Here is a 20,237-nt window from a genome sequence, read left to right as displayed (position 1 = left end):
CCATCAGTTTTTATCTGCCCATTTTAAATCGATATAGCCGACAGGGTGACGGACAATTCCCTTTACTTGTTCATTTTGCAGGTGAACCTGATTATAAAAATAAACCGGAATGATGGGCGCTTCATTGATGAGCAGCTCTTCAGCTTGATGCATAAGAGAGAAACGTGTTTTTTCATCGGCTTCATTTTTCGCCTGTTTGATCAGCTGATCGTATTCTTTATTGGCCCAGCCTGTGCGGTTCATCGAATTTCCCGTTTGGAAGGCTTCCAGAAAACTGATAGGGTCCGCGTAATCAGGTAAAAATGAGCTTTGAGAGAATTGGAATTTCAGCGCTTTTTGATCCTCTAAAAATACGTTCCATTCCATATTGGCCAGCTTCACATCGACTCCGAGGCTATTTTTCAATTTTTGCTGGATAGCTTCGGCAATCTTTTTATGCTCCGGCTTTGTGCTGTAAGTAAGCGTGATCGCAGGAAGCTTATTATAGTTTTCTTCCTTCATCCCTTTTTCGAGCAGCTGCTTCGCTTTGCTTTCGTTAGGCTTGATCAGGTCTCCGCCTGCTTCCCGGAAATCTTTGCCGTCAGGCTGCGTAAACCCAGGCGATACAAAGGCGCGCGCCGGTTTTTCATTATTTTTCGTGACGTACTTTACAATTTCCTCTTGATCCACAGCCATCGCAAAGGCTTTTCTGATGTTTTCATTTTGGAATGGCTCCATGTTGACATTAAATCGATAGAAATAGAGACCCGCCTGGTCAACAATATTGACGTTATCCTGATCCATCAGCTGGTCGCTTAACTCTGCAGGGACATAAGCGGTATCAAGTTCCCCTGATTGAAACATCTGATAATCTGTATTTCTGTCACTGACCATCGCCCATTTCACCTTATCAAGCTTCACGGTATCTTTATCCCAATACGTGTCGCTTTTCTCCATAGTGATGCTGTCATCATGCTTCCATTCCGTCAGCTTAAACGGGCCGTTTCCGACAAATGTATCCGCCTCAGCAAACCACTTTGGATTGTCTTTATCGACCTTTTCATTTACCGGAAAATACGCAGGATTGGACACAACGCTCAGAAAATATTTTTGCGGTGCTTCCAGTGTAACTTCAAGGGTTCGATCATCCTTTGCCGTCACCTTCACATCGTCTTTTTTCCCTTTCCCGCTGTTATATGCTTCGCCGCCTTCAATAAAATAACCTAGGAATGCCGATGAAGCGCCTTTTTTCGGATCAAGCATTCGCTTCCACGCGTATTCGAAGTCTCCGGCTGTTACAGGATCTCCGTTTGTCCATTTCGCATTTTCCCGAATCGTAAATGTGTAGGTTTTTTTATCTTTCGAAACAGACCATTTCTCCGCCATTGCCGGCTCGGGCTCATGATCTTTGCCAAGACGCGTCAGCCCCTCCATGATGTTATTTAACGGCTGCCATGACACATTATTAAAGCCGATCGGCGGATCGAATGAAGTCGGTTCATTTTCATTATTTACATACAGCACCTTTTCTCCGCTGGTTTTTGCCTTATCATGACTGCCTTCTTTTCCGGCCTGTTCATTTGCTGTGCACCCAATCAGCGCAAACGAAAGTCCTAATGCAAGACCCATGCCCCATAGCTTTTTCACTCGTTTCATCCTCTTCCCCCTTTTCATGTTCAATCCTTCGCATCTCCTGACAGCACCGCATGCTCTGCTCGTTGATCCTGCAGCCAGCAGTTGACGGTGTGCGAGTCAGATCTGATCGTCTGGCCCGGGTACACCCTGTCACACACAACCATCCTGTTCGGACAGCGGGCGGCAAACGGGCAGCCCGGCGGAGGCGAAAATAAATCCGGCGGCGTTCCGTCGATCGGGATCAGCTCCGCGCCATCTAAATCCAGCCGCGGGACAGAAGCCAGCAGTCCTTTTGTATAAGGGTGCTGCGGCTGATAAAAAATATCTTTTCTCGTGCCGATTTCCGCGATTTTCCCGGCATACATGACTGCGACTCTGTCAGCTACCTGGGCAACGACCCCTAAATCATGTGTAATCAGGATGACAGACACATTCGTTTTTCTCTGAATCTCTTTAAACAGCTCTAAAATCTGTGCCTGAATGGTTACATCCAGGGCGGTGGTCGGTTCATCCGCAATTAAGATGTCAGGCTCGCAAATCAGCGCCATCGCAATGACAATCCGCTGTCTCATGCCGCCGCTGAATTGGTGGGGATATTGCTTTAGGCGCTCTTCGGGATCTGGAATACCAACCAATGACAGCATGGAAAGCACCTCTTTCCGTGCCGCTTTTTTGCTCATTTTTTTGTGGCGCAATAGCGCTTCCCCCAGCTGGTCGCCGACAGTCAGCGTAGGGTTTAACGCCGTCATCGGGTCTTGAAAAATCATAGAAATGTCGGCTCCCCTTATACCTCTCATTTCTTTATCAGAGAGACGGCAAAGGTCTTTGTTTTTAAATAGAATGCTGCCGTCTGTCACCTTCGCCGAATAAGGCGGAAGCAGGCCCATGATGCTTTGGGAGGTAACGCTTTTGCCGCAGCCGGATTCGCCGACGATCGCAAAGGTTTCTCCTTTATACAAATCAAAGCTCACCCCTCTGACCGCCTGAACCGTCCCGCCGTAAGTCGTAAAAGACACGTGCAGATTTTGGACTGACAGAACTTTTTCCATACAGCTACCTCCTCAGCTTAGGGTCAAGCGCATCCTGCAATCCGTCCCCCAGCACATTAAACGCGTACATCGTCAGAGATATGAAAAAGGCCGGAAAAAACAGGCGCCACCAATGCCCAGATAAAATCGTGGGCAGGCCGTCATTCGCCATCACGCCCCAACTTGCAAACGGAGCCTGTATGCCGAGGCCGAGAAAGCTTAAAAATGATTCTGCGAATATGGCGGCAGGTACGGTTAATGTCATTTGTACGATGATCGCTCCCATAGTATTCGGCAGCAAATTCTTCCGGATGATGCGAAAGGTTTTCGCGCCAAAGGTTTTCGAGGCGAGTACATATTCATAATTTTTAATCTGAAGCACCTGGCCTCTTACAATTCTCGCCATGCCGACCCACCCGGTCACAGTCAGCGCCACAATAATCGTGCCCAGTCCCGGCCCCATGAGCACCATCAGCAAAATGACAACAAGCAGGTACGGCAGTCCGTACAGCACTTCGATAATCCGCATCATAATGCTGTCAACCCTGCCGCCTTTATAGCCGGCAACGCCTCCGTAAATGACACCGATCAAAAAATCAATCAGTGCTGCCATCACGCCGACAAACAACGAGATTCTCGCGCCATACCATGTCCGGGTAAACACATCCCGGCCGAGTTCATCGGTGCCGAACCAATGATCGGCTGAGGGCGGAAGATTTTGTTCTGTCAGCGATTGGCGTACGACACTATGGGTCGATAAAAAGGGCCCGATAACTGCCATGACAAAAAGAAATAAAAGAATAAAGAGTCCGGCCATCGCTAATTTATTTTTTTTCAGCCTCCTCCAGGCATCCTGCGTGTATGACAAACTCGGCCGCTTAACCGAATCGGCTTCCCGATTTTTTTCCTGATTCGAGACAAACCACTCATCAGGCACCTGATTGTGCTGTTCTGGCTGGCGTTCATCCGTTTGTACAGGGAGATTCACACGCTTCACCCTTTCTTATGCAGTTTAATGCGCGGGTCTAAGAGACCGTAGGCCAAATCGACCAAAAACAGCATGATAATCAGAATGACGCTGTAAAAAACGGTCGTTCCCATAATCACGGGATAGTCACGCTGATTAATGCTTTCAACAAAATATTTTCCCATTCCCGGAATGGCAAAGATTTTTTCAATGACAAAGCTTCCTGTTAAGATGCTGGCGACGAGTGTGCCCAGGACGGTAATGACGGGCATGAGTGCATTTCTGAGTGCGTGTTTTACGATAATTTTGAATGGAGAAAGCCCTTTTGCTTTTGCTGTGCGGATATAATCCTGTGTCAGAACTTCGACCATGCTCGAGCGTGTCAGCCTGGCAATGATCGCCATTGGCCCTACAGCAAGCGCTGCGGTCGGAAGCACCATATGAATCGGGCTCGTCCATGTCGCAGCAGGAAATAGTTTGAGATTGACAGCAAATTGCTGAATGAGCAATGTTGCCAGAATAAAATTCGGGATGGAGATGCCGAGTACTGCAAGACTCATCGCGGCGTAGTCCAAAAAGCCATTGCGGCGGAGTGCAGCGATTACGCCCAGCACCAGCCCAGAAATCACAGCAATGACAATCGCTGTCATCCCAAGCTCAAAGGAAACGGGAAATCCGCGTTCCAGCATATCATTTACGCTGTCCGACGGTTTTTTAATTGAAGGTCCGAAATCGAATGTAATGATGGATTTTAAGTAGAAAATGTATTGGAAAATGAGAGGATCGTCTAAGTGATAGTAGGCTTCGAGATTTTTTTGAACGGCTTCATTTGTGCCTCTCTCCTCGTTAAAAGGAGATCCGGGAATGACCTTCATGAGAACAAAAGTCAGGGTGGTAATCACCAAAATCGTAGCTGCCATTGCCCAAAAACGCTTTATCATGTATCGCGCCAAAGCCTAAAACACCCCTTTAGCAGAATGATGTCCGCATCGCAAGCTCAGTCATGACAAGCATCGCCTGATAGGCTTCAAGCATGTCCTTCGCCTGAAATTGAACGGTTGTAGTTCCCGTCTTGATTTCCGTTCCCGGCATCAGATTCGCCCATTCTGCTTGGCCATAATTGGCGAATTCAATGCTCAGAACTGGCCTGTCAGGCGGTGTGAGCGGCTTGACTTTGTCCTTGTTTTGCAGGGCAAACGCAGTTTTTTCTGTCAACAGCCGTCCGGCTTTCGCAGGGGACAAGCACTTCACTGCGGATCTTGAAATGGTTTGTTTGACTGCGGCTGTCGTCACGTTCGGGATAAGCTCTTCCGCTTCCTTCGCCGCCCGGTCATCCCCGGCTACCATTAATACCGGGACATCATAATAACCGGCAACGTATGCATTTAATCCAAGCTCACCGACAGGCCGATCGTTTATGTAAAAATGACGGACGCCGAAAATCATGCTGTGTGACATGACACCGGGAGTCGAGGCTCTCGCATGATAACCGAGAAACAAAGCGCCTGTAAACGTATCATCCAGTCCCTCCACCATTGAAAATGGTTTGACGTCACCAGAAATCAAGTCTGCTTCAGGGTGAAGCTTTTCAACCATCAGATTATTCATCTTCGAATGACTGTCATTGACCAGCACCTCGGTACACCCGCTGTTAAACGCTTCAGCAATACAGTAGTTTGCTTCTTCAGTCATGATAAGCCGTCCGCGTTCATAATTCCGCTTGCCGGAATCCACAAAGGTATCGTCCGGAAGACCCGAAATACCTTCCATATCTACTGACATGTACAATTTCATAACGCTCCTCCTTTTTTACTAAATTATGAATATTCTAACAGATTATATTAAAAAAAGAGGGAAAATGCAATATAACTGGGGAAAATCTCAACCATTCAGTAATAAAAAAAGAATCCTCTTTCAAGGATTCATGTCTGTTTACCAACCTGTTCTGTAAGCAGTTCATATTTTTTCAGGGTTCTTTCAAACACCTCATCAAAAACGTCTGGCACAGAGGCGCGTATCACCTCAGCTCCCTCTCCCGTTATTCCGCCTTTGGTTGCGACACGTTCCAGCGTCTCCTCGAAAGACATATTTTTTTCGATCAGCATCTTGCCAGTTCCGTATAGCGAATGAATCAGAAAATCAAAGGCTTCTTCTTTGGACAGGCTGCTGTTTCTGACGGCAGACAGTGCCAGTTCTTCAAAGATTGCGGCTATGAATCCCGGTGCCGAGCTCGTTAAATTGCTGGCCGCATCTAAATTCGATTCTTTGATTTCTCGTACACGGCTGAAAACCGATAACAATTCATTCAGACGTTCTTTTTTCTCTGCAGCCAGTGCTTCACTGTGAACGACAAGTGAGATGCCAGCTTCTGCTTCGGACGTAATGGCAGGAATAACACGTGAGATACCCGCCTCTGTTTCTGCCTCCAAAAGACGCAGCGGCACACCGGCAGCTATGGATACGATGTGAGTATTTCTGTTCACATACGGGTGCAGACGGCGCATTGTTTCGATGACATGGAGTGGCGGGACGCATATCAAAATCAATTGGCACGTATTTGCCCAATTCTCCAACGGATCAGCCGATACGTTTGGATAATCTGACATGAGTGCCCGCAGCCGCTCCCCCTTCGTTCTCGTCTCAATAAATAGCTCATTCTCTTTTATTTGTTCATGTTTCAACAGCTGTCTGGCGATCATATCCGCCATGCTGCCATATCCAATCAATCCAATCTGTTCCATCGACTCAGTCCTTTCATATACAATATGAAGTGTACCGTTTTCCGCACTTTTTCACAATTTCCCATAATCTTTTCATTTTTATCCCACAGTTTTTGTTTATGATAAACTCAAGTCATAAACCTATCAATATAAATAGACATGTGAAAATAGAGAAACGGAGTGAACATGATGGATAACTATCGTGATGAAAACAGAACGAAAGGTAATGAGAATGAGGTCTTTTTAACGAAAGAGAACGATCAGAGCACCTCCTACTCGGCCCGCAATGTCATTCATGATCAGGAGAAGAAAAAACGAGGCTTCGGATGGTTCAGACCGTTGCTTGGCGGAGTGATCGGCGGCAGTCTTGCCCTTGGCATTTACACGTTTACACCGCTTGGCGACCATGATTCTCAGGACACTGCAAAACAATCATCCAGCCAGCAGCAAACGCAATCTGTTACAGCAACAAGCACCTCCTCTGAATCTAAAAAAAGCTCATCAAGCTCAAGCAGCTCATCTGCATTCAAGAGCGAGGACTCTTCTAAAATCTCAGATATGGTAGAAGACCTTTCACCAGCGATTGTCGGTATTACAAATCTTCAGGCACAATCAAACAGCTCTTTGTTCGGCTCTAGTTCTTCTGATTCCAGCGAAGATACAGAAAGCGGTTCAGGGTCAGGTGTCATTTTCAAAAAAGAGAATGGCAAGGCTTATATCATTACAAATAACCACGTCGTAGAAGGGGCATCATCACTGAAGGTATCTTTATATGACGGCACTGAGGTTACTGCAAAGCTGGTAGGCAGTGACTCGTTAACTGATTTAGCCGTCCTCCAAATCAGTGATGACCACGTCACAAAAGTGGCAAACTTCGGTGATTCATCTGATCTTAGAACAGGCGAGACCGTTATTGCGATTGGGGATCCGCTTGGAAAAGATCTGTCCCGCACAGTAACACAAGGAATTGTAAGCGGCGTGGACAGAACGGTTTCAATGTCTACATCAGCCGGCGAAACGAGCATTAACGTCATTCAGACAGACGCAGCAATTAATCCAGGTAACAGTGGCGGTCCTTTGTTAAATACAGACGGCAAAATCGTCGGCATTAACAGTATGAAAATCAGTGAGGATGATGTTGAGGGTATCGGATTTGCCATTCCAAGCAATGACGTAAAACCGATTGCTGAAGAACTGCTGTCTAAAGGACAAATTGAACGTCCATATATCGGTGTCAGCATGCTTGATCTGGAACAAGTGCCGCAAAATTACCAAGAAGGCACACTCGGCCTGTTCGGCAGCCAGCTGAATAAAGGTGTTTACATCCGTGAGGTCGCTTCAGGCTCTCCTGCTGAAAAGGCCGGATTAAAAGCGGAGGATATTATCATCGGCCTAAAAGGTAAAGAAATTGATACAGGCAGTGAATTGCGCAATATCTTATATAAAGACGCAAAGATCGGTGATACCGTTGAAGTGAAAATTCTCCGAAACGGCAAAGAAATGACGAAAAAAATTAAACTTGATCAAAAAGAAGAGAAAACTTCGTAAGACATAATGCCTCAGGCCGCAAAAGCGGTCTGAGGCTTTTTATTAGATAAAAGACCTAATTGCTCTATGAAACTTTATGACGAGATATCCGTATATCATACAGATTGACATCATTCTCATCAGATGCTAGAAACATCGTTTGCTAGGAGGCATGAACATGAAAACCGTGGGACTGAGTATGATCTGCGCAGGATTGGCTTTTCTTTTGTTGAGCTTTCTTCTCTCTGAATCGACGTTGACGTGGAGAATTGTATTGGGTACCAGTATTCTATTAAACATAACTGGTACGGCTCTAATCATGCGTTTCTTAAAAGCCCCCCAATATAACAGCTGACATGCAGCAAAGCCGATGACGAAATCTTTAAGTTTTGCTGTTTTTATTTCGGCATGACTGAACCGCAGTACAAGCTCACAATCTCTTCTTTACCCAATCTCCATATATCTATCAGCATCTTTTGCTTTAGATCGGGCTCAGAGCATAAAAACTCCCTGTCCATTACGGACAGGGGGTTTGAGGTTATGACATATGCTGGTCTCTATAGAGTCTTTTATTTTCAATTCCATACGATTTTTGGACGATGTAAAGCGGCCTGTCTTTGGCTTCATCGTAGATTCTGCCGATATATTCGCCGATCACGCCCAAAATCAGAAGGACAATGCCGCTGAACAGGAGCTGGATCACAATAAGTGATGACCAGCCGGTAATCGTGCTGTCTGTGAATAGTTTCAGATACAGCACGATAAACATATACAGAAATCCAGCACCTGACATTAAAATCCCCGCATAGCTTGCCAGCTTCAACGGTTTATGTGAAAATGTCGTGATGCCGTCCATTGACAGCTTCAGCATTTTCTTGAGCGGGTACTTTGTTTCTCCGGCGAGCCTTTCATCACGTACATACTCGACCGCTGTCTGTTTGAAACCCACCCAGCTGACTAGCCCTCTGACAAATGGATTTTTTTCTTTTAATCTTTTCATTTCATCACAGACTTTTCTGTCCATGAGACGAAAATCCCCCGTATCAATCGGGATATCAATATCTGTCATACCGCTGAGAAGCCGGTAAAACATAGCCGCGGTTTGTTTTTTGAAAAAGGTTTCCCCTTTTCGTTTAGTCCGCACGGCGTACACGACCTCGTAGCCTTCCTTCCACTTTTCAATCATATCTAAAATCAGTTCAGGAGGGTCCTGCAAATCGGCGTCAATGACGACGATTGCATTCCCCTGTGCATAATCCATACCCGCCGTAATGGCGATCTGGTGTCCAAAATTCCTTGAAAAATCAATAATTTTCACTCTCGGATCGATCAGGCTGTGCTCTCTTAAAATCTCAATACTGCGGTCTTTGCTGCCATCGTTGACAAAAAGCAGCTCGTAGTTTTCCTTCGTTTGATCCATGACCTCTTTTAAGCGCTGATAGGTTTCATGAATGACAAGCTCTTCATTATACACAGGTACAACAATTGAATATTGAATATGTCTGCTCATGTTTTTGCCTCCTATTCATCAGCATGTAGTTCGTATAATGTTGCTGACTGATTCATTCCGCCAGGTCCGCCCATTTTGCCGTTTTCACCTGAAGCCTTGCTGCTTGATGTATCAGCTGAATCAGTATTTTCTGTTTTTTGATCAGAACTTGATTGCCATTTTTCTGATGCTACTTCTTTTCCATTTTTCTCAACCCATTCAACAATGTCATTGTTTCCGCCTCTTCCCATTCCAGAAGCCAAGAAGTATTTCACTTTTCCTTCTTTTACAAGTTTTTTGAATTGAGTCAGTGTGATCGCCGGGTCAGAACCGCTGTATCCGCCAATAGCCATGACAGCTTTTTTCGTTTTAATGATATATGGTGCCGCTGTGTTCGAATCGGTTGTGGCAAATAGGTATTCAGCTCCGGAGTTATTCTCCTCTAGATATTTGATCAGTTTTTCATTTACAGTCGCATCAGACATTCCCATGCCTTTTCCGCTCATTGATGCGAGCTGAGGGCCTGTTTCAGGCAGTGAGCTGTTGCCTCCGTACAGAAGCGGTGTACTTGCCCAATAAATCGGCATCACCAGCAATGCGAGGAGAGCTGCAAGTGAAACATAATAACTGAACGGTTTTTGGCGCTGTTTAAACAGCAGCAAAGCAATCGCTGACAACGCGCCGATAACACCTACATCGATGCTCCAGCCTGCACCGATTTGATCGTTGTAGTTTCTGAGAATAAACAATTCAAATCCAGTTGTCGCAATAATTGCTCCCGGCAAAAGCCATGCTTTCCAGCCTGTCTGATTGCGGTACAGATGAACAAGAGCAACCCACCCCGCACCGACAAGAGCCGCAATCGGCGGTGCCAGCATGATGAGATAATAATGATGGAAAAATTCTGCGACACTGAAGAATCCGGCAATCGGTACAAGCCACGCAACCCAGAACACCGTTTCCTTCTGCTCTATAGATAATCTTCTTCTTTCTCTTGCGCCAGCGATCAGTAAGCCTGCGATTCCAAATATCGCAAATGGCAGAAGCCAGCTGATTTGATCAGATAACTCTTGTTGGAAAAGCCGCAGTGGACCAGGAGTTCCCGTTCCAAACATCCCTGAACCTGATTGCATTTTCGAACCGGTTCCTGTACCGCCTTTCCCTCCGTCTCCGCCAGGTCCGCCTTGGCCGCCATCTCCGCCGCTTGGAGGGCCTCCTTGACCGCCGCTTGGCATTTGGCCATTGGATGGAGGCGCCGCCATATTGCCATTTGAAGATTTGTCATCATTTGATGAGCTGCTGCTTGATGACTGATTAGGCGGTGCTTGAGTGTTATCAGTAGAAGACATTTCTTTTGAAGCGTCTTTGTTTGGCGCACCCTGGCCGCCGCCTGAATTTTGGCCTGTCAGCCGCTGGATTCCGTTATAGCCGAAAGCCAATTCCAAAACAGAGTTGGTTTGGCTGCTTCCGATATAAGGCCGCTTGCTTGCAGGGATATTGTCGACAATGAGCGGCCACGATAACGAAACGGCTGCTAATACGGCTAACGCACTTACCAATGAAACGATTTTTTTCTTGATTGTGGCGTTTGCCGCAATCAGATAGAACAATAAGAAAGCCGGTAAAATCATGTAAGCCTGCAGCATTTTTGTATTAAAACCTACTCCAACAACGAAAAATGCTGCTAACAGCCAGATCAGCTTTCCTTTTCTGATCGCTTTAAAGAGAAGCCATGTAGCAAGCAATAAGAAAAATACCAGTAATGCATCAACATTGTTTGTACGTGCTACAGCTACAGCAATCGGTGTACATGCCATAATGAAAGAGGCAATTCTTGCTGCTGTCTTACCGAATGTCGGTTTTATTAACAGATACATTAAAAGGACAGAACCTACACCAGCAAGTGCCTGAGGCAGGATGACGCTCCAGCCGTGCATACCGAATATAAGTGCGCTGATGGTTTGTATCTGGAACGTAATAGGCGGTTTATCAACCGTTATAAACCCCGCCGCGTCGAATGAGGCATAGAAAAAATTATGAAAGCTTTGCATCATACTTGTGACTGCAGCTGTGTAATAAGGATTCACCGTATCATCATTCCAGATGTTATAGATATTTAAGAATGCAGATGCGAGCAAAATGAGGATGAGGAAAATATCCAGCTCGCGTTTTTTCTTTTCCACTTATTTTTCACTCCTTTTTGTCTAACTTGGAAATAGTGTAACAAGCAAATATGAATAAACTATTAATAAACAAAGACAATATTTTTGCCGAGGCCATTTCATGCCAATCATCCTATATACAGCTGGTTTCAAGCCCTTTCTCCAAATCGTAATCGGCGATGCGTTTTCCCAAAATAAAAAAGCCCTCCGGCGCGCCGGAAGGCAAATGAATCACAATTTACTGGATCGGTTTCAATTTTGCTTCAATTTCTGCTCTTCGATGCTCTAGATATGGCGGAAGAGCAATCGTTTGGCCAAGCTCGTCAAGATTTTCATCTACCATAAAGCCCGGTCCGTCCGTTGATAACTCGAACAAAATGCCGTTCGGTTCTCTGAAATACAGCGCCTTGAAATAGTAGCGCTCCACAATGCCGGAATTGCTAAAGCCTTCGCGGCTGATGATCCGGTGCCACCCGGCAAGTTCTTCTTCATCTCTTACCCGAAATGCGACGTGGTGAACACTCCCTTTGCCTTGACGCTCGCGCGGAAGATCGTTTCTTTCTATTAAATGGATTTCCGTTGCAGCACCGCCTTCTCCTGATTCCAGAATAACGGCGGTTCCTTGCCCTTCGACTGGTTCACGGCTGATTTCTGTAAATCCAAGAATATTCGTCAATACGTGTAAGGTTGGTTCAGCATATGGCACAGTCAGTTCAACCGGCCCTAACCCGCGAAACGAAAATTCTTCCGGAATGCCGCTCTGTTTAACAGGCAGGCCATATCCTTTTCCTTCCTCATCAGCAGTCAGCACAAGTCGCTGCCCCTCATGATCTTGAAATGCCAATATGTCACGTCCGGCTCTTTTGGAGATGCCGCTGTGCGTTACTTGCTGCTCTTCAAAACGTTCTTTCCAGTAATGCAGGGCTTCTGTGCTTGGGACGCGCAAACCAATAGAAGAAATACTGTTTGTTCCCGCATGAAACGGTGCAATGCGGGGAATCTCGAAAAACGTCAGCTCAGTTCCCGGGTTTGCCACTTCATCTCCGTAGAAAAGATGGTACATTGTCGGTTCATCCTGATTGACGGATTTTTTGACGAGCTTTAATCCTAATACTTTCTTATAGAAATCCAAGTTTTTTTGTGCGTCGGCCGTTAATGCCGATACGTGGTGAATGCCGTTAACTTTCATATGCTGTCCCTCCAGGTTATTTTATCTCGATTTCGAGATATCATATCATAATTGTATATTTATTGTTCTAATAACAAAGTATTTTATTCGCATGAGAAAGTCAACATATCAGCTTCACCGAAGGTTCGTTCATTTTCTGAATTCTCACCTCCCCTCCGTACCGGCTAAAATCCTAATACAGAAAACACGAACTTTGCAAATAAAAATCATGAAGTTTATTCGTTTATAGATTGTTAAAACAGGCGTTTTTACAGTTTTATTTGCTGTACACAAAGCAAATTTCGAAAATCAGAAAATTTATTTTATTTCACTTTTCTAAAATAGGGTTTACAATATGAAAAAATAGATTCTTCAACATGAAGCTTCAACATCATAGGAGGTTAAGGACATGCATACTGAAGACAACGGTTTGAAAAAAGAGATAGGCCTCTTGTTTGCCCTTACTCTTGTCATCGGAACCATTATCGGTTCTGGTGTTTTTATGAAGCCCGGCGCTGTGCTTGCTTATTCAGGTGATTCAAAAATGGCGCTTTTCGCCTGGCTGTTAGGCGGTATTTTAACACTGGCGGGCGGTTTGACAATCGCGGAAATCGGAACGCAGATTCCAAAAACCGGCGGTCTTTATACGTACCTTGAAGAAGTGTACGGCGAGTTTTGGGGATTTTTGTGCGGCTGGGTGCAGATTATCATTTACGGCCCGGCGATTATTGGCGCGCTGGGTTTATATTTTGGATCTCTAATGGCGAATCTTTTCGGCTGGGGATCTGGACTATCAAAAGTCATTGGAATTATAGCAGTTCTCTTTTTATGCGTCATTAATATTATCGGTACAAAATACGGCGGTTTTGTCCAAACGCTGACAACGATTGGAAAACTGATTCCGATTGCCTGCATCATCATCTTTGGCCTTTGGAAAGGGGATCAGCACATCTTCACAGCAGTAAACGAAAGCATTTCCGATATGAACTTCGGGGCGGCTATTTTAGCTACGTTGTTTGCTTATGACGGATGGATTCTCCTTGCCGCTCTCGGCGGAGAAATGAAAAATCCCGAAAAGCTGCTTCCACGCGCTATGACGGGCGGATTATTAATTGTAACGGCGATCTATATTTTCATTAATTTTGCATTGCTTCACATCCTGTCAGCGAACGAAATTGTCACGCTTGGTGAAAATGCGACAAGCACCGCTGCAACCATGCTGTTCGGTTCAATTGGCGGAAAGCTGATCAGTGTCGGGATTATCGTCAGCATCTTTGGGTGCTTAAATGGAAAGGTGCTTTCTTTCCCGCGTGTTTCATTTGCAATGGCGGAACGCAAACAGCTTCCATTTGCTGAAAAACTGTCACATGTGCACCCGTCGTTCCGCACACCATGGATTGCAATTTCTTTTCAAATTGCTTTAGCTTTGATTATGATGCTGATCAGCAACCCTGATAAGCTCTCAGAAATCTCCATTTTCATGATCTACATCTTTTATGTGATGGCCTTTTTTGCAGTGTTTATTCTCCGCAAGCGAGCAAAGGGAAAAAAGCGCGCCTACAGTGTTCCGCTTTATCCATTTATGCCAATTCTGGCAATCGCGGGCTCCTTCTTTGTGTTAGGCAGCACACTCATTACAGATACAATGAGCTGCGGATTATCCATCCTCATCGGCCTTGCCGGACTGCCTGTCTATTACGGGATGAAAAAACGAAAAGCAAGCTGATAAAACGGTTCCCTTGTTTAGGGAACCGTTTTTTGGTGAAACAGAAGATAAAAGTTGACAGGAAAAACACAACTTTTGATATACTTTTTACGTTAAGCAGAAAGTTTTTGCAAACTTGGGTCGTTTTTTTAAAGCGAAGTAGGTCAAAATAAGGAGACACGATTTATCAAAAAAGTCAAGATACGTTTTTTTCGACTTTACCTGTTTTTTTTCGACAAAAGGCTATATAATAATTTGATGTGTGCATTGTTCATTCAAACTATGGAGGGTTTTTAATGATAAGAAGAAAAAAAGATAAGTTCTCACTCCTTTTAACAGAAATTGCAAAGAACATAGACGAAACTGCAGAATATTTTGTGAATTTTAAGGTCACTAACCAAACGACTCTTAAAGAATTTGCAGATACGTTAAAGGAATATGAAACAAAAGGTGACAATCATGTTCATGTCATGATTAAAGAGCTTAACAAAGCGTTCATCACTCCTATTGAGCGCGAAGATATCCTTCAGCTGACAAACAGCTTGGATGATGTGCTTGACGGAATCGAACATTTCTCTGCCATGATGGAGATTTTCTCAATTACTTCATCAGACGAGCATATTGATAAATTCAGCGGATATATCAGAGAATGTGCAAAAGAGATTTTGATTACGATCGAGCTGCTGGCAGAAAATCGCTTAAAGGATATTCAGCCTCACGCAATCAAAATTAAAGAGTATGAGCACAGTTGTGACAACTTGCACAGAAAATCATTAAAGAATCTTTTCGGAAATGAAACAGATCCAATCAAAGTCATTCAATATCGTGAAATATACGAAACGCTTGAAGAAATCGCCGACTCTTGTCAAAGTGTTGCCAATAATCTTGAAACCATCATTATGAAAAACGCGTAACGAGGGGTAAAAATGGATATTCTATTAATATTAACGATACTAATAGTCATTTGTGCTCTGGCGTTTGATTTCATCAACGGGTTTCATGATACGGCAAACGCAATTGCGACTTCGGTATCAACAAAAGCGTTAAAACCGCGCCATGCCATTATATTGGCGGCTGTGATGAACTTTGTCGGAGCAATGACGTTTACAGGTGTTGCCAAAACCATTACGAAAGACATCGTAGATCCTTATACGCTGGAAAATGGCTCTGTTGTCATTTTGGCTGCGCTACTCGCTGCAATTGCCTGGAACCTTATCACATGGTACTACGGTATCCCAAGCAGCTCATCCCATGCCATCATCGGCGCTATTGCCGGTGCAGCCATTGCGGCAGCCGGATTTGCAGCGTTAAACTATAAGGGCTTCATTAAAATCATTGAAGCACTGATTCTATCACCAATTATTGCCTTTGTCCTTGGTTTTATTCTTTATAGCATCGTTAAGCTGATTTTCAAAGACAGCAACTTGGCGAAAACGAATAAGCAATTCCGCAGAGTGCAGATTGTAACAGCTGCCCTGCAATCGTATACACACGGAACAAACGATGCGCAAAAAGCAATGGGAATTATCACAATGGCTCTCATCACAGCGAATTTACATACTTCTGCTAATGATATTCCTACCTGGGTGCAATTCGCCTGCGCGACAGCCATGGGTCTCGGAACATCAATCGGCGGCTGGAAAATCATCAAAACCGTTGGCGGAAAGATCATGAAAATCCGTCCGGTAAACGGTGTTTCCGCTGACTTAACCGGAGCAGCCATTATTTTCGGCGCCACGTTTATTCATTTGCCGGTCAGTACAACCCACGTCATTTCTTCATCAATTCTTGGCGTCGGTGCGTCACACCGGGTAAAAGGCGTAAACTGGGGTACGGCCAAGCGAATGCTCATTACATGGGTCATCACGCTTCCGATTTCAGCGACACTTGGTGCCATCGCCTACTTTATTTTAAATATGATATTTTAATGTCACACCGCTTCTGTCAAAGGAGCGGTTTTTTTGATGGAACAGGAAAACCATCCGGATCTCTCGAATACAATAAGCAGAACCTATTTCAGATGTGAGGGATTCGAATATGGTTTTATTCTTTCAGATCATGGTCTGGTGCATCGTGGCCGGACTGGGGTTATACGTGTATGCCACGTGGCGTTTCGAAGCGAAGGTCAAAGAAAAAATGTTCGCCATCCGGAAAACTTGGTATTTGCTGTTTGTTCTGGGCGCTATGGTATACTGGACATATGAGCCCACTTCCCTATTTACCCACTGGGAACGGTATCTCATTGTCGCAGTCAGTTTTGCTTTGATTGATGCTTTTATCTTCTTAAGTGCATACGTCAAAAAACTGGCCGGCAGCGAGCTTGAAACAGACACAAGAGAAATTCTTGAAGAAAACAACGAAATGCTCCACATGTACCTCAATCGGCTGAAAACATACCAATACCTATTGAAAAACGAACCGATCCATGTTTATTATGGAAGTATAGATGCTTATGCTGAAGGTATTGATAAGCTGCTGAAAACCTATGCTGATAAAATGAACTTAACGGCTTCTCTTTGCCACTATTCGACACAGGCTGATAAAGACCGGTTAACCGAGCATATGGATGATCCGGCAGATGTACAAACACGGCTCGATCGAAAGGATGTTTATTACGACCAATACGGAAAAGTGGTTCTCATCCCTTTTACCATCGAGACACAGAACTATGTCATCAAGCTGACGTCTGACAGCATTGTCACGGAATTTGATTATTTGCTATTTACGTCATTAACGAGCATATATGATTTGGTGCTGCCAATTGAGGAGGAAGGTGAAGGATAATGGAACGTGCGTTTCAAAACAGATGCGAGCCCAGAGCGGCGAAGCCGTTTAAAATCCTGAAAAAACGTTCAACCACCAGTGTCGCAAGCTATCAAGTCAGTCCGCATACAGCAAGAATCTTCAAAGAAAACGAACGGCTGATTGACGAGTATAAACGAAAAAAAGCATGATCACACTAAAAGGACAAGGGAAAACAGCTCTTGTCCTTATTCCTTTTCTTAAAGGGTTACATATAATAAATACAAACAGAGGATAATGTCAGGTGATACAGTGAAAAAATTGGTGAGGCGTGTGAAGTTTGTTGATTACGGAAGGTTTGGGCTTTCCGGGTACTCGCTTCGGGTGAGGGAGCGCAGTGCCATGGTAATGAAGCAGCTAAAAAAACGAACAAAAAAAAGCGACAATTAAACAATATGTCGCTTTTTATATTCATCATTTTTATCTGTTTCATTAAAAAGCTTTGCGTACATGTTTTCTAAATACTTCATTGGATGGATTATATATTTCACAATTCTGTTAAATGCTCGCGATCCCAAAATAGACGTTACTCCTAATGCCATCGTAAAACATAATACTAATCTAGTATCAGGGTTTTGCTCATTTAACCAGCTGTTATGCGTAAATAACGGGAAGACAAAGATCATATGAAATAAAAAGATCGCTAGTGAGTGTTCTCCCCATTGGGTTAATTTGTTTTTGCCAGCACCAACTGCATTTAATAATAAGAAAATGCCTAACACAGCTAAGGAATAATGAAAGAATACAATAGCAGTATAACTGTGATTCTCTATATGGAATTTTTGATAGCCAAGAAAACCAAAAAACAGCTGATCAAATTTATCATGATGAAAGTCTAATATGATGAATATCAATGCAGAGACAGCTAAAGTGGAAAACAATTTAAACTTAAATTTGTCTAATGAACTATATATTTTACTCATCAGATCGCTTGAACAATAAAAACCAGCCAAGAAAAATGGAAGAAAAACAAAAGTCCTTAATATAGAAAGCGTTTGTGTATGCATATTGCTATAGTATATTTTGATAAATTCTATTATCTCATCTGCGTAAAACCTGGAAAAAAAGCTTGCAACCAGCAATAAAATCAACAATGTCGGTTTTATGACATTTCTGCCGTTAATTTTCTTGAGAATGATAGCTAATGCATACCAGCTGCAGAGACTGACAATATACCACAAATGAGTATGCGGTCTTCCGTAAGTAAATTGAATCACAGAAAAGTTACCTGCGTAGTAACGGTACACACAGTAAAAGGTTTGAAAAATAACATATAACAGAATAAGATTAATAACTTTTTTGATTGATGGCCTTTTGGAAAAATAACCATTTAAAAAAATAAAAGCAGGCATATGGAATGAATAAATGAATTCAACCATATTTTCCAGCCCACTTTTACTAACACCCAGCAAATGGGCAAATACAACCAGAAATATCAATACACCTTTGACATTATTTAATTTAATATCTTTTTGCACAGTAAGACCACCCATAAATACAAAATTCGTCATATTCAGTATGGTTTTACTAGCTGAAGATGTCAATGTTTTCTTTCTACATAACTAATAAGGCACGGATTTTCTCCCTAGTCGCAGGCCCATAGATACCGTCAGCAGTTAAACCGTTAACAGACTGAAAACGGGCAACTGCGTCAGCTGTTTTCGGTCCGTAAACGCCGTCAATTCCGTTGTTAACAGCGCCTTTATCAGGGTAAAAATACAGAGCCGAAAGTGCTCGTTGCACCTGAAAGACGTGTTCTCCTGAGGTATAAGGTGTTGTCAATTGAATGATACCATCAGGGAGCGGATAGGGCTCGGGTTCTTCAGCGGACGATGGAGCACTTACAATTAATACTTGACCAACGCGAATAAGATTCGGGTCTTCGATATTGTTCCACTCTTGCAGTTGAGCAACCGTAACACCAAATGCTCTCGCTATAGATGTAAGTGTGTCGCCCTGTTTCACGACGTAAGTTTGGCTGCCGCCTCCCCCAATTCCTGCTTTGAACGAATCCCACGTATCTAACAATTTTCGCGGACATTCCTTCCCTGACCAATACTTATGAGGGACGACATTGGCGAGACTGATATTTTGTTCAGTCATTAATGTTTTGATAAGCCACTGGGCATTTGCTGTTGCTTTTGCAAAATCTCCATCAGCATTTTCGCAAATTTCAATTCCGATAGAAGCCCGGTTGCCGCTGCCATTTCCGTCTCCCGCATGCCAGCCGTTTTCATTCAAAGGCAGATGCTGATAAATTTCTGTATCATCAACTGTAAAATGCCAGCTTGTCGTCGTATCAGGATTTTTCAAATAGCGGGCATGCGCTGCAGCATCTGCCCCTACTGCGGTATTCGCTGTATTGTGCACCGTAATGTAAAGCGGCGTCATTGCGTAGCCTGGACGGTTATTTGCGCCAACCGGAATAAAGTCTTGAATAATGTTAACCATTTTCATCTCTCCTTATTTCGTCAGATTATTGTCCCTTAACAAGTCGCGCTGTTTTTTCCCTTTTTCTGTTATATAGTTGTTTTTAAACCAAGCGGCAAGTGTCGTTCCAATTGTAAATGCGATGGAACCGGCTGAATAAAGAGCGTCAGCGAGCTGATTGACCTGCTCCTCCTGAATGTCCAATGGTGATTTGCCGAGCATCAGCATGGTCTGGTTGATTAAAGCAATTAAAAGAAGCACCGTCCTGATGACCGTGCCCTTGTCAAACGTGTTCATGAAAATCCCCCTTTAATGCTGCAGCAGGCTGTACATAATGGCGATGGCTCCGCCAATGATGCCTGTAGACACTGCTGTAATGATGGCACCTGTGATGGTGCGTTTAATCCACGTGGTGTTTTCTTCAATTTTGTTTAATTTTTCGTTCAGCGTCATGATTTGCTGGTCTTGACGGTCAGACACGCGTTCTAATGCGGAAACCCTCTGCTCAAGTGCTTTGTGCTCGCCTTTTATGTCTGCTAAGTCCTGCTGAAACACATTCACATCTGCCTCTTGCTGCATTATTCACTCCTCCTTTACATGCAGATCACCTCCCTTCCGAGGGCCA

At 44.0% G+C, this 20,237-nt stretch carries 20 protein-coding genes and 1 pseudogene; 7 read left to right on the top strand and 14 right to left on the bottom strand.

Annotated elements, in window-relative coordinates:
* Window positions 1-3: 3 nt before the first annotated feature.
* The 6 genes from dppE to proG all read right to left on the bottom strand — a co-directional run bounded on the left by dppE (window position 4) and on the right by proG (window position 6,350).
* Complete coding sequence (gene dppE / locus MHI44_RS18585) at window positions 4-1,653, bottom strand: dipeptide ABC transporter substrate-binding protein DppE (protein ID WP_326248490.1); 1,650 nt, start codon at window positions 1,651-1,653, stop codon at window positions 4-6.
* A 2-nt stretch (window positions 1,654-1,655) separates the two neighbouring features.
* Complete coding sequence (gene dppD / locus MHI44_RS18580; RefSeq protein WP_032721399.1) at window positions 1,656-2,663, bottom strand: dipeptide ABC transporter ATP-binding subunit DppD; 1,008 nt, start codon at window positions 2,661-2,663, stop codon at window positions 1,656-1,658.
* 4 nt (window positions 2,664-2,667) lie between these two features.
* Complete coding sequence (dppC, locus tag MHI44_RS18575; protein ID WP_326132001.1) at window positions 2,668-3,630, bottom strand: dipeptide ABC transporter permease DppC; 963 nt, start codon at window positions 3,628-3,630, stop codon at window positions 2,668-2,670.
* Window positions 3,631-3,635: 5 nt separating this feature from the next.
* Window positions 3,636-4,562 (bottom strand): dipeptide ABC transporter permease DppB, encoded by a 927-nt coding sequence (dppB, locus tag MHI44_RS18570; RefSeq protein ID WP_003245446.1) that lies wholly within the window; start codon window positions 4,560-4,562, stop codon window positions 3,636-3,638.
* A gap of 16 nt (window positions 4,563-4,578) precedes the next feature.
* On the bottom strand, window positions 4,579-5,403 hold the full coding sequence (dppA, locus tag MHI44_RS18565) for a D-aminopeptidase DppA (protein WP_014479576.1): 825 nt from the start codon (window positions 5,401-5,403) through the stop codon (window positions 4,579-4,581).
* 128 nt (window positions 5,404-5,531) lie between these two features.
* Window positions 5,532-6,350 carry a pyrroline-5-carboxylate reductase ProG gene (proG, locus tag MHI44_RS18560; RefSeq protein ID WP_032721395.1) on the bottom strand — a complete coding sequence of 273 codons (819 nt, stop codon included), beginning with the start codon at window positions 6,348-6,350 and terminating at the stop codon, window positions 5,532-5,534.
* Window positions 6,351-6,518: 168 nt separating this feature from the next.
* On the opposite strand from proG, the gene htrA reads away from it, so the two are divergent.
* Window positions 6,519-7,877, top strand: a complete 1,359-nt coding sequence (gene htrA, locus MHI44_RS18555) for a serine protease HtrA (protein WP_015252257.1) — start codon at window positions 6,519-6,521, stop codon at window positions 7,875-7,877.
* A gap of 517 nt (window positions 7,878-8,394) precedes the next feature.
* Here the strand turns inward: htrA and MHI44_RS18550 are convergent.
* The 4 genes and pseudogenes from MHI44_RS18550 to MHI44_RS18535 all read right to left on the bottom strand — a co-directional run bounded on the left by MHI44_RS18550 (window position 8,395) and on the right by MHI44_RS18535 (window position 12,696).
* Complete coding sequence (locus tag MHI44_RS18550; RefSeq protein WP_015715747.1) at window positions 8,395-9,366, bottom strand: glycosyltransferase family 2 protein; 972 nt, start codon at window positions 9,364-9,366, stop codon at window positions 8,395-8,397.
* An 11-nt stretch (window positions 9,367-9,377) separates the two neighbouring features.
* Entirely contained in the window at window positions 9,378-11,528 is a 2,151-nt protein-coding gene (locus MHI44_RS18545) for a glycosyltransferase family 39 protein (RefSeq protein WP_319620487.1), read from the bottom strand.
* A gap of 7 nt (window positions 11,529-11,535) precedes the next feature.
* Window positions 11,536-11,637 (bottom strand): annotated as a pseudogene (locus MHI44_RS18540) (hypothetical protein); the annotation flags it as partial.
* A 108-nt stretch (window positions 11,638-11,745) separates the two neighbouring features.
* The gene (locus tag MHI44_RS18535) at window positions 11,746-12,696 is read right to left on the bottom strand and encodes a ring-cleaving dioxygenase (protein WP_015252261.1); all 951 of its coding nucleotides are present in this window, start codon (window positions 12,694-12,696) and stop codon (window positions 11,746-11,748) included.
* A gap of 388 nt (window positions 12,697-13,084) precedes the next feature.
* Between MHI44_RS18535 and steT the strand changes: the two genes are divergently transcribed.
* The 6 genes from steT (at window position 13,085) to spoIISC (ending at window position 17,572) form a co-directional block, all read left to right on the top strand.
* Window positions 13,085-14,401 carry a serine/threonine exchanger gene (steT, locus tag MHI44_RS18530; protein ID WP_029317680.1) on the top strand — a complete coding sequence of 439 codons (1,317 nt, stop codon included), beginning with the start codon at window positions 13,085-13,087 and terminating at the stop codon, window positions 14,399-14,401.
* Window positions 14,402-14,676: 275 nt separating this feature from the next.
* Window positions 14,677-15,294, top strand: coding sequence for a DUF47 domain-containing protein (locus tag MHI44_RS18525; protein WP_003218470.1), 618 nt, complete (start codon window positions 14,677-14,679; stop codon window positions 15,292-15,294).
* A gap of 12 nt (window positions 15,295-15,306) precedes the next feature.
* Window positions 15,307-16,308 (top strand): inorganic phosphate transporter, encoded by a 1,002-nt coding sequence (locus MHI44_RS18520; protein ID WP_003232642.1) that lies wholly within the window; start codon window positions 15,307-15,309, stop codon window positions 16,306-16,308.
* A 109-nt stretch (window positions 16,309-16,417) separates the two neighbouring features.
* A complete protein-coding gene (gene spoIISA / locus MHI44_RS18515; RefSeq protein WP_089172519.1) occupies window positions 16,418-17,164 on the top strand; it encodes a toxin-antitoxin-antitoxin system toxin SpoIISA in 747 nt (248 codons plus the stop codon).
* The gene (gene spoIISB / locus MHI44_RS18510; protein ID WP_003232646.1) at window positions 17,164-17,334 is read left to right on the top strand and encodes a three component toxin-antitoxin-antitoxin system antitoxin SpoIISB; all 171 of its coding nucleotides are present in this window, start codon (window positions 17,164-17,166) and stop codon (window positions 17,332-17,334) included. The genes spoIISA and spoIISB overlap by 1 nt, the downstream gene beginning before the upstream one ends.
* Before the next feature lie 85 nt (window positions 17,335-17,419).
* Entirely contained in the window at window positions 17,420-17,572 is a 153-nt protein-coding gene (gene spoIISC, locus MHI44_RS18505; protein ID WP_131228329.1) for a three component toxin-antitoxin-antitoxin system antitoxin SpoIISC, read from the top strand.
* Here the strand turns inward: spoIISC and MHI44_RS18500 are convergent.
* The 4 genes from MHI44_RS18500 to MHI44_RS18485 are packed head-to-tail and all read right to left on the bottom strand — an operon-like array spanning window position 17,569 to window position 20,191.
* Window positions 17,569-18,693 carry an acyltransferase family protein gene (locus MHI44_RS18500; protein ID WP_339202520.1) on the bottom strand — a complete coding sequence of 375 codons (1,125 nt, stop codon included), beginning with the start codon at window positions 18,691-18,693 and terminating at the stop codon, window positions 17,569-17,571. The two genes, spoIISC and MHI44_RS18500, sit on opposite strands and share 4 nt — an antisense overlap.
* Before the next feature lie 43 nt (window positions 18,694-18,736).
* Complete coding sequence (locus tag MHI44_RS18495; protein WP_181217006.1) at window positions 18,737-19,633, bottom strand: N-acetylmuramoyl-L-alanine amidase; 897 nt, start codon at window positions 19,631-19,633, stop codon at window positions 18,737-18,739.
* 12 nt (window positions 19,634-19,645) lie between these two features.
* Window positions 19,646-19,909 (bottom strand): phage holin, encoded by a 264-nt coding sequence (locus tag MHI44_RS18490; RefSeq protein WP_014479566.1) that lies wholly within the window; start codon window positions 19,907-19,909, stop codon window positions 19,646-19,648.
* A 12-nt stretch (window positions 19,910-19,921) separates the two neighbouring features.
* Window positions 19,922-20,191, bottom strand: coding sequence for a hemolysin XhlA family protein (locus MHI44_RS18485; protein WP_015252265.1), 270 nt, complete (start codon window positions 20,189-20,191; stop codon window positions 19,922-19,924).
* Window positions 20,192-20,237 lie beyond the last annotated feature (46 nt).

Origin of the sequence: Bacillus sp. FSL K6-1366, assembly GCF_037976695.1 — a bacterium.
Taxonomy (GTDB): Bacteria; Bacillota; Bacilli; order Bacillales; family Bacillaceae; genus Bacillus; species Bacillus subtilis.
The sequence above is the reverse complement of the archived record's forward strand: the minus strand, read 5'-3'. Positions and strand labels throughout refer to the sequence as shown.